Genomic DNA, 13,047 nt, shown 5'->3' on the forward strand with positions numbered 1-13,047 from the left:
GGCTGGGTCTCGTTCAGGCGTTTTCACAATAGTGGCCGATCGCTTAAATGTGGCGCTGGAGTAACGCGTTCAGCGCACGGAAAGGTGTTGCCAACAGGGTATGCCGAAATGGCCCAGCAGTTCTGCTGTTTCGCAGACCGGCAGGCCAACGACTGCGGAGTAACTGCCATTGAGGCCGGCGACGAATACTGCCGCCAACCCTTGGATAGCATAGCCGCCCGCCTTGTCCTGGGGTTCCCCGCTGTGCCAGTAAGTCGTTGCCTCGTGTGTGGAAACCTTGCGAAAGCGCACGCGGCTACTGACCAGGCGCGTTTCGCAGCGCTGGCCATCGAGCACGGCAATGGCGGTGAGGACTTCGTGTTCCCGATCAGAAAGGGCCAGCAACATGGCAAGGGCATCGGCCTGATCCAGGGGCTTGCCCAGGATCCGCCCATCGAGGATGACGGCGGTATCGGCGCCCAGCACGCAGGCATTCGCGGTATCGGTCAATGTCGCTAGGCCAGCGGCGGCTTTGCCACGGGCCAGGCGTTCGACGTAGGACGCAGGCGATTCGTCGCCCAGGGGTGTTTCATCGATGGCGGCGTTGACCAAGGTGAACGGCACGCCGATCTGGGTCAGCAGCTCGCGCCGCCGAGGAGAGCCGGAGGCCAGATAAAGCGCATGCATTGCAGACTCTCCCTGTGGGTTCGATAACCAGGCAGAGCCTCGCGACCCACTCAATTGATTTTATAGCGGCGACGCAACCCACGCAGGCCGAAACTGATCCATGGCCACAACAGCGCACTGACCAGGGCCGGCAAGACCAGCGCCAAGGTGGGTTGGCGGTTGCCGGTCAAGGCACTGAGCCACAGCTGCACCAGTTGGGCCAGGCCGAAGATCACCAGGATGACCAGGCACTGTTGCCACATCGGGAACATGCGCAGGCGTTGCTGCAACGACAGCACCAGGAAGGTAATCAGCGTAAGAATCAACGCATTCTGCCCAAGCAACGTGCCATACATCACGTCTTCAGCCAGCCCCAGGCACATCGCGGTGACCATGCCGACCTTATGCGGCAGGGCCAGGGCCCAGAATGCCAGGAGCAATGCCAGCCATAGCGGGCGCAGGATTTCCATGAATTGCGGCATCGGCGAAACGCTGAGCAGCATACCGATGGCGAAGGTCAACCAGACCATCCAGCCATTGCGTGAATGAGTACCGGCCATTATTGCGCCCCCTGTCGAGTGGTTGCCGGCGTGGGCGCCGCAGCAGGCGCAGTCGCCGCTGGTTTGACTGGCCGAGCAGGTTGGGCCACCGGCTTGGCCGGTGTCGCGGCAGCAGGCGTAGCGGGTACAACCGGTGTCGCCACAGGTGCCGCTGGCTTGGGTACGGTTGCCGGGATGATCGGCGTCGCAGTGCCGTCTTGCTTGTCCTGTGCTTCCTGGGCCTGGGCGGCGTCGTTGGCGCGCTCTTCCGGGGTGCGCGTGTCACTGAACACCAGCAACAGGTAGCGGCTGCGGTTCAGCGCAGCCGTTGGCACCGCACGCACAATCGCAAAGGGCTGCCCGGAATCGTGGATCACTTCCTTGACCGTCGCCACCGGGTAGCCTGCCGGGAACCGCTGGCCAAGGCCGGAGCTGACCAGCAGGTCACCTTCCTTGATGTCGGCCGTGTCTGCCACATGTCGCAGTTCCAGGCGCTCCGGATTGCCCGTGCCACTGGCAATCGCCCGCAGGCCGTTGCGGTTGACCTGCACCGGAATGCTATGGGTGGTGTCGGTCAGCAGCAGCACGCGGGAGGTATAGGGCATCAACTCCACCACCTGGCCCATCAGGCCACGGGCATCGAGCACCGGCTGGCCAAGGACCACGCCATCGCGCTCACCTTTATTGATGATGATGCGATGGGTGAAGGGGTTGGGGTCCATGCCGATCAACTCGGCCACTTCGACCTTTTCGTTGACCAGCGCGGAAGAATTGAGCAACTCGCGCAGCCGCACGTTCTGCTCGGTCAGGGCCGCCAGCTTTTGCATGCGCCCCTGCAACAGCAGGTTTTCGGTCTTGAGTTTTTCGTTCTCGGCAACCAGTTCGGTACGGCTGCCAAACTGGCTGGCCACACCTTGCCATAGCCGTTGCGGCAGGTCAGTGATCCAGTAGGACTGCATCAATACCAGCGACATTTGGCTACGCACCGGCTTGAGCAGTGTGAAGCGGGCGTCGACCACCATCAGCGCGACCGATAGCACGACCAGCACCAACAAGCGCACGCCCAATGAGGGGCCTTTAGTGAAGAGCGGTTTAATAGGCCGCTCCTCCCGGGCAGATATTCTCTTTATTCATACGGCATCAAACCGGCCTGGATGCAGATTGAAGAAGATAAACGCCAACAGGCAGCACTGCAAAGTGCTGCCTGTTGGCGAAACATGGCGTAACCAACGATCTTATTCGCTGGAGAGCAGGTCCATGGTGTGTTTATCCATCATTTCCAGTGCACGACCACCGCCACGGGCCACGCAGGTCAGCGGGTCTTCGGCGACGATCACCGGCAGGCCGGTTTCCTGGGCCAGCAACTTGTCGAGGTCGCGCAGCAAGGCGCCACCACCGGTCAGCACCAGGCCACGCTCGGCGATATCGGAAGCCAGTTCCGGCGGCGATTGCTCCAGGGCGCTTTTTACCGCCTGAACGATAGTAGCCAGGGACTCTTGCAGAGCTTCCAGCACTTCATTGGAGTTCAGGGTAAAGGCACGTGGCACGCCTTCGGCCAGGTTGCGACCGCGCACATCGACTTCGCGTACTTCGCCGCCCGGGTAAGCGGTACCAATTTCCTGCTTGATGCGCTCGGCGGTGGATTCGCCGATCAGGCTGCCGTAGTTACGACGCACATAAGTGATGATCGCTTCGTCGAAGCGGTCGCCGCCAACCCGTACGGATTCGGCATACACCACGCCATTGAGGGAGATCAGGGCGATTTCAGTGGTACCACCACCGATATCCACCACCATCGAACCGCGCGCTTCTTCAACCGGCAGGCCGGCACCGATGGCCGCAGCCATTGGTTCTTCGATCAGGAACACTTCGCGGGCACCGGCACCAAGGGCCGATTCACGGATGGCACGACGCTCCACCTGGGTGGATTTGCATGGAACGCAGATCAGCACACGAGGGCTGGGCTGCAGGAAACTGTTTTCGTGAACCTTGTTGATGAAGTACTGCAGCATCTTCTCGCAGACGCTGAAGTCGGCGATCACGCCGTCTTTCATCGGACGAATGGCGGCAATGTTGCCAGGTGTACGGCCGAGCATGCGCTTGGCCTCGGTGCCCACGGCAACGACACTTTTCTGATTACCATGGGTCCGAATGGCCACAACCGATGGCTCATTCAGGACGATACCGCGCTCGCGCACGTAAATAAGGGTGTTGGCAGTGCCCAGGTCGATGGAAAGATCGCTGGAAAACATGCCACGCAGTTTCTTGAACATGGGAAAGGGACCCTAGGCAACGCGTGGGTAAAAAAGTGCGGCAAACTCTAACAACGACAGGGATTTTGGGCAAGGCGCCAATGTGCTAAATTGGCCGACTTTCTGTGCACCTAACCCCACAATCGCGGCCTTATGACCGTAGAAATGCGGTAGTGTTCCGACAATCTAACACACGGATAGCTTCCGTTCTGTTTTCCACTGGAGAATCCCATGGCGCTTGAACGCTCCGACGTGGAAAAAATCGCTCATCTGGCCTGCCTGGGCCTCAATGAAGCCGATCTTCCACAGACCACCGCAGCCCTGAACAGCATTCTCGGGCTGGTCGACCAGATGCAAGCGGTGAATACCGACGGCATCGAACCCCTGGCCCACCCACTGGAAGCCAGCCAGCGCCTGCGCGCAGACGTCGTGACCGAACGCAATAATCGCGAGGCCTACCAGTCCATCGCACCAGCGGTCGAAAACGGCCTGTACCTGGTTCCGAAAGTCATCGACTAAAGGGAAAGAGCCTGCAATGCATCAATTGACTCTGGCCGAGATCGCCCGCGGTCTCGCCGATAAAAAGTTTTCGTCCGAAGAGCTGACCAAGACCCTCCTGGCGCGCATCGCCGCACTGGATCCGAAGGTCAACAGCTTCATCAGCCTCACCGAGGAACTGGCCCTGGGCCAGGCCAAGGCCGCCGACGCCAGTCGCGCCAACGGTGAAAGCGGCGCGCTGCTGGGTGCGCCAATCGGTCACAAGGACCTGTTCTGCACCCAGGGCATCCGCACCAGCTGCGGCTCGAAGATGCTCGACAACTTCAAGGCGCCCTACGACGCCACCGTCGTCGCCAAGCTGGCCGAAGCCGGGGCCGTGACCCTGGGCAAGACCAACATGGACGAATTCGCCATGGGCTCGGCCAACGAATCGAGCTACTACGGCGCGGTGAAAAACCCGTGGAACGCGGAGCACGTGCCCGGCGGTTCGTCCGGTGGTTCGGCCGCAGCCGTTGCCGCGCGCTTCCTGCCAGCCGCCACGGCCACTGATACCGGCGGCTCGATCCGCCAGCCCGCCGCCTTCACCAACCTCACCGGCCTGAAACCGACCTACGGTCGCGTTTCCCGCTGGGGCATGATTGCCTACGCGTCCAGCCTCGACCAGGGCGGCCCTTTGGCCCGCACCGCCGAAGACTGCGCAATATTGTTACAAGGCATGGCCGGTTTCGATGCAAAGGACTCCACCAGCATCGATGAGCCGGTGCCGGACTACAGCGCCAGCCTCAACACCTCGCTCAAAGGCCTGCGCATCGGCGTGCCGAAAGAGTACTTCAGCGCCGGTCTCGACCCGCGTATCGCCGAACTGGTGCACAACAGCATCAAGACGCTGGAAAAACTCGGCGCGGTGATCAAGGAAATCAGCCTGCCGAACAACCAGCACGCGATTCCGGCTTACTACGTGATTGCTCCGGCCGAAGCCTCCTCCAACCTGTCGCGTTTCGACGGCGTGCGCTTTGGCTACCGCTGTGAAGACCCGAAAGATCTCACCGACCTGTACAAGCGTTCCCGTGGCGAAGGTTTCGGCGTGGAAGTACAGCGCCGGATCATGGTCGGGGCCTACGCCTTGTCGGCTGGCTACTACGACGCGTACTACCTCAAGGCGCAAAAAATCCGACGCCTGGTAAAGAACGACTTCATGGCGGCCTTTAATGAAGTCGACGTGATCATCGGCCCAACCACGCCGAACCCGGCCTGGAAACTCGGCGCCAAGAATGGCGACCCGGTGGCCGCGTATCTGGAAGACCTGTACACCATCACCGCCAACCTCGCGGGCTTGCCGGGCTTGTCCATGCCAGCCGGTTTCGTCGATGGCCTGCCGGTGGGCGTGCAGTTGCTTGCCCCGTATTTCCAGGAAGGCCGCTTGCTCAATGTGGCGCACCAGTACCAGTTGAATACTGACTGGCACACTCGCACCCCAACCGGCTTCTGAGGAGAACACTATGCAATGGGAAGTTGTGATCGGGCTGGAGATTCATACCCAGCTTGCCACCCAATCGAAGATTTTCTCCGGTAGCGCCACCACGTTCGGCTCAGAGCCCAACACCCAGGCCAGCCTCGTAGACCTGGGCATGCCTGGCGTATTGCCAGTGCTGAACCAGGAAGCGGTGCGCATGGCGGTGATGTTCGGCCTGGCGATTGACGCCGAAATCGGCCAGCACAACGTGTTCGCGCGCAAGAACTACTTCTATCCGGACCTGCCCAAGGGCTACCAGATCAGCCAGATGGAATTGCCGATCGTCGGCAAGGGCTACCTGGATATCCCCCTGGAAGACGGCACCATCAAGCGTGTTGGCGTGACCCGTGCGCACCTGGAAGAAGATGCCGGCAAGAGCCTGCATGAAGAATTCAATGGCGCCACCGGCATCGACCTGAACCGCGCCGGCACGCCGCTGCTGGAGATCGTGTCCGAGCCGGACATGCGCAGTGCCAAGGAAGCGGTGGCCTACGTGAAGACCATCCACGCACTGGTGCGCTACCTGGGCATTTGCGACGGCAACATGGCCGAAGGCTCCCTGCGTTGCGACTGCAACGTGTCGGTGCGTCCTAAAGGCCAGGTTGAGTACGGCACCCGCTGTGAGATCAAGAACGTCAACTCGTTCCGTTTCATCGAAAAGGCGATCAACACCGAAGTCCGTCGCCAGATCGAGCTGATCGAAGACGGCGGCAAGGTGATCCAGCAGACGCGCCTGTACGACCCGAACAAAGACGAAACCCGCGCCATGCGCAGCAAGGAGGAAGCCAACGACTACCGTTACTTCCCCGATCCGGACCTGTTGCCGGTGGTCATCGAGGATTCGTTCCTCAATGACGTGCGCGCCACCCTGCCGGAATTGCCACCGCAAAAACGCGAACGCTTCCAGGCGCAGTTCGGCCTGTCGGTGTATGACGCCAGCGTCCTGGCATCGAGCCGCGAGCAGGCCGACTACTTCGAAAAAGTCGTGAGCATCGCTGGCGACGCCAAGTTGGCAGCCAACTGGGTCATGGTCGAACTGGGTAGCCTGTTGAACAAACAGGGCCTGGAAATCGACGACGCCCCGGTCTCGGCCGAACAACTGGGCGGCATGTTGCTGCGCATCAAGGACAACACCATCTCCGGCAAAATCGCCAAGACCGTGTTTGAGGCCATGGCCAGCGGTGAAGGCAACGCCGACGAGATCATCGAGAAGCGCGGCCTCAAGCAAGTCACCGACAGCGGCGCCATCTCGGCCGTTCTTGATGAAATGCTCGCAGCCAATGCGGAGCAGGTCGAACAGTACCGTGCGGCCGACGAAGCCAAGCGCGGCAAGATGTTCGGCTTCTTTGTGGGCCAGGCGATGAAGGCCTCCAAAGGCAAGGCCAACCCGCAACAGGTCAACGAATTGCTCAAGAGCAAGCTCGAAGGCTGATAACGGTTGCCGCCCTGTGGGAACCGGCTTATGTGGGAGCTGGCTTGCCTGCGATAGCATCACCTCGGTACATCTGAAAAACCGAGGCGCCCGCATCGCAGGCAAGCCAGCTCCTACAGGGGTCGGTTCCCATATCAATTTTGGGGACACCTTGAAAATGAAGCGTCTACTCGGCCTCTGCGCCCTGTTCTCCCTGCTCACCGGCTGCGCCAGCGGCATGATCGACCCCAACGGCTACGACGAAACCGGCACCGCGTCCTACTACGGCGCCAAGCACCATGGCAAGAAGACCGCCAGCGGTGAACCCTTCAACCAACACGCCCTGACCGCCGCCCACCGGCGCCTGCCATTCGGCACGCGGGTCAAGGTCACCAATCTTGCCAGCAACAAAACCGTGGTGGTGCGCATCAATGATCGCGGCCCGCATACCCGTGGGCGGCTGATCGATCTTTCACGCCAGGCCGCCGAGCAGTTGGGTATGCTGCGCAGCGGAACCGCGCGCGTGCGCGTGCAAGCCCTGAGCAACTGACTGACGGAGCCCGGACCATTTTCGGATTAAGCGCCCTTTCGCCCATAAGCCTGATTGAACTGACCAGCGGCCTGCTGCTGCTGATTGCCGGAGCCGAAATGCTGGTACGCGCCGCCGTGCGCCTGGCCGCCAGCCTCAAAGTCCGGCCACTGATCATTGGCTTGAGCATCGTCGCCTTTGGCAGCAGCGCGCCGCAAATCGCCGTCAGCCTGCAGGCCACCCTGGCCGGCAATACTGATATTGCCGTGGGCAGTGTGATTGGCAGCAGCATCTTCAATATCCTCGTCACCCTGGGTCTTTCGGCGCTGATTATTCCCCTGCGCGTCTCGCGGCAACTGGTGCGCCTGGATATCCCGGTGATGATCGGCGCCAGCATGCTGCTGTTTATTCTCGCCAGTGATGAAGCACTGACACCGCTCGACGGCCTGACCTTGCTTGCCGCCCTGCTCGCCTATCTGGGCCTGTTGCTGTACCAGACCCGCCATTCGCGCCGCCCGCGGACCCGCGACACGGTGGTGCAGGCGCCGTGGCTGAGCAGTTTGCTGTGGATGATCGGCGGGCTCGTGTTGCTGGTGTTCGCCGGGCATCTGGTGCTGGGCGCAGCGGTGGAAGTGGCCAGCGACCTGGGCCTGTCCGAGCGGGTGATCGGCCTGACCATCGTCGCCGTCAGCACCTCGCTGCCGTGCCTGGCGACCTCGCTGATCGCTGCCCTACGCGGCGAGCGGGAGATTGCGGTGGGGAACGTGATCGGCAGCAACCTGTTCAACCTGTTGGGGGTTCTGGGTTTTACCGCGCTGGTGGCGCCGTTGCCTTTGTCGGTGTCGCCCAACGCCCTGGATTTTGACCTGCCGGTGATGCTCGGCGTCGTGGTGTTGTGCCTGCCCGTGTTTTACACCGGCTACCGCATCACCCGCGCCGAAGGCTTACTGCTGCTGGGGCTGTACCTGGCGTATGGGCTGCACGTGGTGTCATTTACCACCGGCATGCCACTGGCCAACAAACTGGAACAACTGATGCTGTATTACGTCCTGCCAGCGCTGGTGGCCTTCCTGTTGTTCACCTCGCTGCGAGCCTGGCACCGCCAACACAAGAGGGAGTCGCAATGACCGAACAAGCGAAATCCGGCGTTGAAATGCGCCGCCAGGTAATGGGCGATGCATTTGTCGACCGCGCCCTGGGCAATGCCACCGAATTCACCCAGCCGTTGCAGGACTTCGTCAACGAACATGCCTGGGGCGGGGTGTGGAACCGTGAAGGCTTGCCGCTGAAGACGCGCAGCCTGATTACCCTCGCCGCGCTGACCGCCTTGAAGTGCCCGCAGGAGCTCAAGGGCCATGTACGCGGTGCGCTGAACAACGGCTGTACTGTTGAAGAAATTCGCGAAGCGCTGCTGCATTGCGCGGTGTATGCCGGCGTGCCGGCGGCGATCGATGCCTTTCGGGCGGCACAAGAAGTGATCGAGGCGTATCAGCCAGCTCAGCAGTGACTGCAAGAGAGCTATCGCGGGCAAGCCCGCTCCCACATTTTGAGTTGTGAACATACTTCAAGTGTAGGAGCGGGCTTGCCCGCGATTGGCCCTGAAGACCACCCCTCATTTCAGATCCAGCCGCCCGCCTGCAGCACAAAGATCCCGATATTGGTGGTCACCGCCGCCATCAATGTGGTGATCACGATAATCGCCGCCGCCAGTTCATGGTTACCCTGGGCCGCACGGGCCATGACAAAACTGGCAGCGGCCGTCGGTGCGCCAAAATACAGGAACAGAATCCCCAACTCCGGCCCCCGGAAGCCATACAGCCAGGCGCCGACGGTCGCCACGAGCGGCAGGCCGATCATCTTCACCAGGCTGGCGCTTAATGCCATGTTGCCGCTCTGGCGCAATGCGGCCAGCGACAGAGTGCCGCCAATGCAGATCAGCGCCAGGGGCAGCGTCATATCGGCCAGGTACCGCCCGGAGGTTTCCAGCCAATTGGGCAAGCCAATCTGGAAATAGGCAAACGGTGTCGCAGCTATCACACTGAGGATCAGCGGGTTGGCCAGTACGCTCTTGCAGATACTCCACGGGTCAGACTTGATCACTGGGCTGTAGACCGCCAGCACAATGGTCGACAGGGTGTTGTAGAACAGGATCACCAACCCCGCGAGGATCGCCCCGAGGGAAATGCCGTAGTCCCCATACATGCTGGCTGCCAGTGCCAGGCCGATCACCCCGTTGTTACCGCGAAATGCCCCTTGGGTATAGATACCCCGGTCCTCACGCGGGCAGCGAAAAATCGCCCAGCCCCAGGCCAGAGCAAAGCCGACCAGCGTGGCGACAGAGAAATAGATCAGCAGTTCTGGCTTGAGCGCCGAATGCAGGTCGGCGTGCAGAATCCCCAGAAACAGCAACGCCGGCATGGTGACGTTGAACACCAGGGACGATGCGGTGTGGATAAAGTTGTCGTTGATCCAATTGATGCGCTTGAGCAGGACGCCCAGAAACAACATGGCAAATACCGGCGCGGTGATTGTCAGGGTTTGCAGGAATATAGCCAGCATGCTGGGGAGAACCTTGGGTGAGCTTCGGTAGGTGGCTAATGATAAGCCAAAAACGCCCAGCGCCGCCTGACAGACCGCTTTCGCGAGCAAGCGCTCTCCCACATTTTTGTCCGTGCTCCTACAGGAATGTGTGAAGCGGGCTTGCTCGCGAATACAGGCAACTCGGTCTCAGGTAATAGGCGCCGGGTTGAACAAGGTGATGTCATTGTGCAGCTTGTGCTGCTCGGCCCAGGTCTGCTTTTTGCCGCTGGCCACGTCCAGGTAGAAGTGGAACAACTCCCACCCCAACTCCTCGATGGTCGCACGCCCAGTCGCGATCCTTCCGGCATCGATATCGATCAGGTCTGGCCAGCGCTGCGCCAACTCCGTACGGGTCGAGACCTTCACCACGGGGGCCATCGCCAACCCATAGGGCGTGCCCCGCCCCGTGGTGAACACATGCAGGTTCATCCCCGCCGCCAGTTGCAAGGTGCCACAGACAAAATCGCTGGCCGGCGTCGCGCAAAAGATCAGGCCTTTGCCCTTGAACCGCTCACCCGGCCCGAGCACGCCATTGATCGCGCTGCTACCGGACTTGACGATGGAGCCCAGGGACTTCTCGACAATGTTCGACAGGCCGCCCTTCTTGTTGCCCGGCGTGGTGTTGGCGCTGCGATCGGCCTCGCCCTTGGCCAGGTAGCGGTCGTACCAGTCCATTTCCCGCACCAGTTCGCGGGCGACTTCCTGGTTTTCGGCGCGGGAAGTCAGCAGGTAAATGGCGTCGCGCACTTCAGTCACTTCGGAAAACATCACCGTCGCCCCGGCCCGCAGCAACAGGTCCGAGGCGTAGCCCAGCGCCGGGTTGGCGGTGATCCCGGAAAACGCGTCGCTCCCCCCACATTGCATGCCGAGGATCAGTTGCGCAGCCGGTACCGTTTCCCGCCGGCGCAGGTCGAGTTTTTTCAGGCGGGTTTCGGCCAGCTCCATGATCTGTTCGATCATTTCGGTAAAACCGTGACTGGCGTCCTGTAGGCGATACAGCCACGGTTCGCTGAGGTCCACCGAGCTGTCGTTGTCGTGCATCACCTGCCCGGCCTGCAACTTCTCGCAGCCCAGGCTGATCACCAACGCTTCGCCACCCAGGTTCGGGTTGCGCGCCAGATTGCGCACGGTGCGGATCGGGATATAGGCGTCGGTGGCGGTGATGGCCACGCCGCAACCATAGCTGTGGGTCAGTGCCACCACGTCATCGACATGCGGGTACTTGGGCAGCAACTCGTCCTTGATGCGCTTGACCGCATGGTCCAGCACGCCGGTCACGCACTGCACAGTGGTGGTGATGCCAAGGATATTGCGCGTGCCCACGGTGCCATCCGCATTGCGATAGCCCTCGAAGGTGAAACCTTCCAAGGGCGCCTGGGCGTCGGGCACTTCGGTGGACAGCGGCAAGCTGTCCAGCGGCGGCGCGGTGGGCATACGCAGTTGGTCTTCCTGGACCCAACTGCCGCGCGGTATCGGCTGCAAGGCGTAACCGATAGTTTGGCCATAGCGAATGATCTGACCGCCTTGGGGGATATCTTCCAGAGTCACCTTGTGGCTCTGGGGAATGAACTCCACGGTCACCAGGCCGTCCGGGAACTCGGTCCCGGCCGGCACGCCCTGGTCGTTGACCACAATCACTACATTGTCGCGCTCGTGCAAACGGATGGAGCGCGGCGAGTCGGCATGTTCAATCAACTGCATCACACGGCCCCTTCAGGATTGCGCTTGGGAAAGGTTAGTCAACTCGGGGCCTTTGCTCGGCGGCTCATTGAGCACCACACGCTTGATCGGGCCGACAATCACCAGGTAACTGAATACTGCTACCAGCGCATTGGCGCCGACGAACACCAGGGCCCACTTGAACGAACCGGTGGTGCTGATGATGTAGCCAATCACGATTGGCGTGGTGATGGAAGCCAGGTTGCCAAACGTGTTGAACAGGCCGCCGCTGAGGCCGGCGATTTGTTTTGGCGAGGTGTCAGACACAACCGCCCAACCCAGTGCGCCAACGCCTTTGCCGAAGAAGGCCAGGGCCATGAAGCCAACGACCATCCATTCCACATCCACGTAGTTGCAGGCAATGATGCTGCTGGAAACCAGCAAGCCGGCAATGATCGGGGCCTTGCGCGCGAAAGTCAGGGAATGGCCCTTGCGCAGCAGGTAGTCGGAAATCACCCCGCCCAGCACGCCGCCGATAAAGCCGCAGATCGCCGGGAGCGACGCGATGAAGCCGGCCTTGAGGATGGTCATGCCACGGTCCTGTACCAGGTACACCGGGAACCAGGTCAGGAAGAAGTAGGTAATGCCGTTGATGCAGTACTGGCCCAGGTACACGCCGAGCATCATGCGATTGGTCAGCAACTGACGGATGTAATCCCACTTCGGCCCGTCGGTTTTCTTACCCTTGGCCTTGTCCTGATCCATATCGACCATCGCCCCATTGGCAGCGATGTGATTGAACTCGGCCTCGTTGATCAGCGGGTGCTGACGCGGGCTGTAGATCACTTTCAGCCAGATCAGGGAGAACACGATGCCGATCACGCCCATCACGATAAATACGTGCTGCCAGCCGAAGCTGTAGACGATCCATCCCATCAAGGGTGCAAACAATACCGTGGCGAAGTACTGCGCCGAGTTGAAGATCGCCGACGCCGTACCGCGTTCGGCGGTGGGGAACCAGGCCGCGACAATGCGCGCATTGCCGGGGAAAGAAGGTGCCTCTGCCAGGCCCACCAAAAACCGCAACATAAACAGCGCAACCACCGCGGTGGAGACCCCGAATTCACCGACATAGCCTTGCAGCACGGTGAACAGCGACCAGGTGAAGATGCTCAGGGCATAGACTTTTTTCGAACCGAACCGGTCCAGCAGCCAACCGCCAGGGATTTGCCCGGCCACGTAGGCCCAACCGAAAGCAGAGAAGATGTAACCGAGGGTGACGGCGTCGATGCCGAGGTCTTTTTGCAGGCTGGAACCTGCGATGGCGATGGTGGCGCGGTCGGCGTAGTTGATCGTCGTCACCAGGAACAGCATGAGCAAGATCAAATAACGGACGTGCGTCGGCTTGGTCGCTTGCATGT

Annotated in this window: 13 protein-coding genes; 6 read left to right on the plus strand and 7 right to left on the minus strand. The window is 61.0% G+C overall.

The genetic code is table 11. The annotated features are described in order from the left end of the window. Positions 1-69 precede the first annotated feature (69 nt). From GDV60_RS22680 to mreB, 4 genes are all read right to left on the minus strand, one after another. Positions 70-666, minus strand: a complete 597-nt coding sequence (locus tag GDV60_RS22680) for a nucleoside triphosphate pyrophosphatase (protein ID WP_159908813.1) — start codon at positions 664-666, stop codon at positions 70-72. A 50-nt stretch (positions 667-716) separates the two neighbouring features. Beyond that, the gene (mreD, locus tag GDV60_RS22685; RefSeq protein ID WP_029291827.1) at positions 717-1,205 is read right to left on the minus strand and encodes a rod shape-determining protein MreD; all 489 of its coding nucleotides are present in this window, start codon (positions 1,203-1,205) and stop codon (positions 717-719) included. Further along, on the minus strand, positions 1,205-2,281 hold the full coding sequence (gene mreC, locus GDV60_RS22690; RefSeq protein ID WP_071609992.1) for a rod shape-determining protein MreC: 1,077 nt from the start codon (positions 2,279-2,281) through the stop codon (positions 1,205-1,207). The genes mreD and mreC overlap by 1 nt, the downstream gene beginning before the upstream one ends. Positions 2,282-2,419: 138 nt before the next feature. Next, the gene (mreB, locus tag GDV60_RS22695) at positions 2,420-3,457 is read right to left on the minus strand and encodes a rod shape-determining protein MreB (RefSeq protein ID WP_002555108.1); all 1,038 of its coding nucleotides are present in this window, start codon (positions 3,455-3,457) and stop codon (positions 2,420-2,422) included. Between the two features lie 210 nt (positions 3,458-3,667). On the opposite strand from mreB, the gene gatC reads away from it, so the two are divergent. The 6 genes from gatC to GDV60_RS22725 all read left to right on the plus strand — a co-directional run bounded on the left by gatC (position 3,668) and on the right by GDV60_RS22725 (position 8,894). Next, complete coding sequence (gene gatC, locus GDV60_RS22700; RefSeq protein WP_003216077.1) at positions 3,668-3,955, plus strand: Asp-tRNA(Asn)/Glu-tRNA(Gln) amidotransferase subunit GatC; 288 nt, start codon at positions 3,668-3,670, stop codon at positions 3,953-3,955. Between the two features lie 16 nt (positions 3,956-3,971). Continuing rightward, positions 3,972-5,423, plus strand: coding sequence for an Asp-tRNA(Asn)/Glu-tRNA(Gln) amidotransferase subunit GatA (gene gatA, locus GDV60_RS22705; RefSeq protein WP_159908815.1), 1,452 nt, complete (start codon positions 3,972-3,974; stop codon positions 5,421-5,423). A gap of 10 nt (positions 5,424-5,433) precedes the next feature. Continuing rightward, positions 5,434-6,879 (plus strand): Asp-tRNA(Asn)/Glu-tRNA(Gln) amidotransferase subunit GatB, encoded by a 1,446-nt coding sequence (gatB, locus tag GDV60_RS22710; RefSeq protein ID WP_159908817.1) that lies wholly within the window; start codon positions 5,434-5,436, stop codon positions 6,877-6,879. 157 nt (positions 6,880-7,036) lie between these two features. Beyond that, positions 7,037-7,408, plus strand: coding sequence for a septal ring lytic transglycosylase RlpA family protein (locus GDV60_RS22715; protein ID WP_029291879.1), 372 nt, complete (start codon positions 7,037-7,039; stop codon positions 7,406-7,408). A gap of 59 nt (positions 7,409-7,467) precedes the next feature. Continuing rightward, entirely contained in the window at positions 7,468-8,514 is a 1,047-nt protein-coding gene (locus GDV60_RS22720) for a calcium/sodium antiporter (protein WP_032866451.1), read from the plus strand. Next, positions 8,511-8,894, plus strand: a complete 384-nt coding sequence (locus GDV60_RS22725; RefSeq protein ID WP_159908819.1) for a carboxymuconolactone decarboxylase family protein — start codon at positions 8,511-8,513, stop codon at positions 8,892-8,894. Before GDV60_RS22720 ends, GDV60_RS22725 begins: the two co-directional genes overlap by 4 nt. A gap of 110 nt (positions 8,895-9,004) precedes the next feature. On the opposite strand, the gene GDV60_RS22730 is transcribed toward GDV60_RS22725, so the two are convergent. The 3 genes from GDV60_RS22730 to GDV60_RS22740 form a co-directional block, all read right to left on the minus strand. Beyond that, entirely contained in the window at positions 9,005-9,946 is a 942-nt protein-coding gene (locus GDV60_RS22730; protein WP_070994111.1) for an AEC family transporter, read from the minus strand. A 168-nt stretch (positions 9,947-10,114) separates the two neighbouring features. Continuing rightward, a complete protein-coding gene (garD, locus tag GDV60_RS22735; protein ID WP_070994112.1) occupies positions 10,115-11,668 on the minus strand; it encodes a galactarate dehydratase in 1,554 nt (517 codons plus the stop codon). Positions 11,669-11,680: 12 nt separating this feature from the next. Then, positions 11,681-13,045, minus strand: a complete 1,365-nt coding sequence (locus GDV60_RS22740) for an MFS transporter (protein ID WP_029291889.1) — start codon at positions 13,043-13,045, stop codon at positions 11,681-11,683. Positions 13,046-13,047 lie beyond the last annotated feature (2 nt).

Source organism: Pseudomonas sp. DTU12.1 (assembly GCF_009873475.1).
GTDB lineage: Bacteria > Pseudomonadota > Gammaproteobacteria > Pseudomonadales > Pseudomonadaceae > Aquipseudomonas > Aquipseudomonas proteolytica.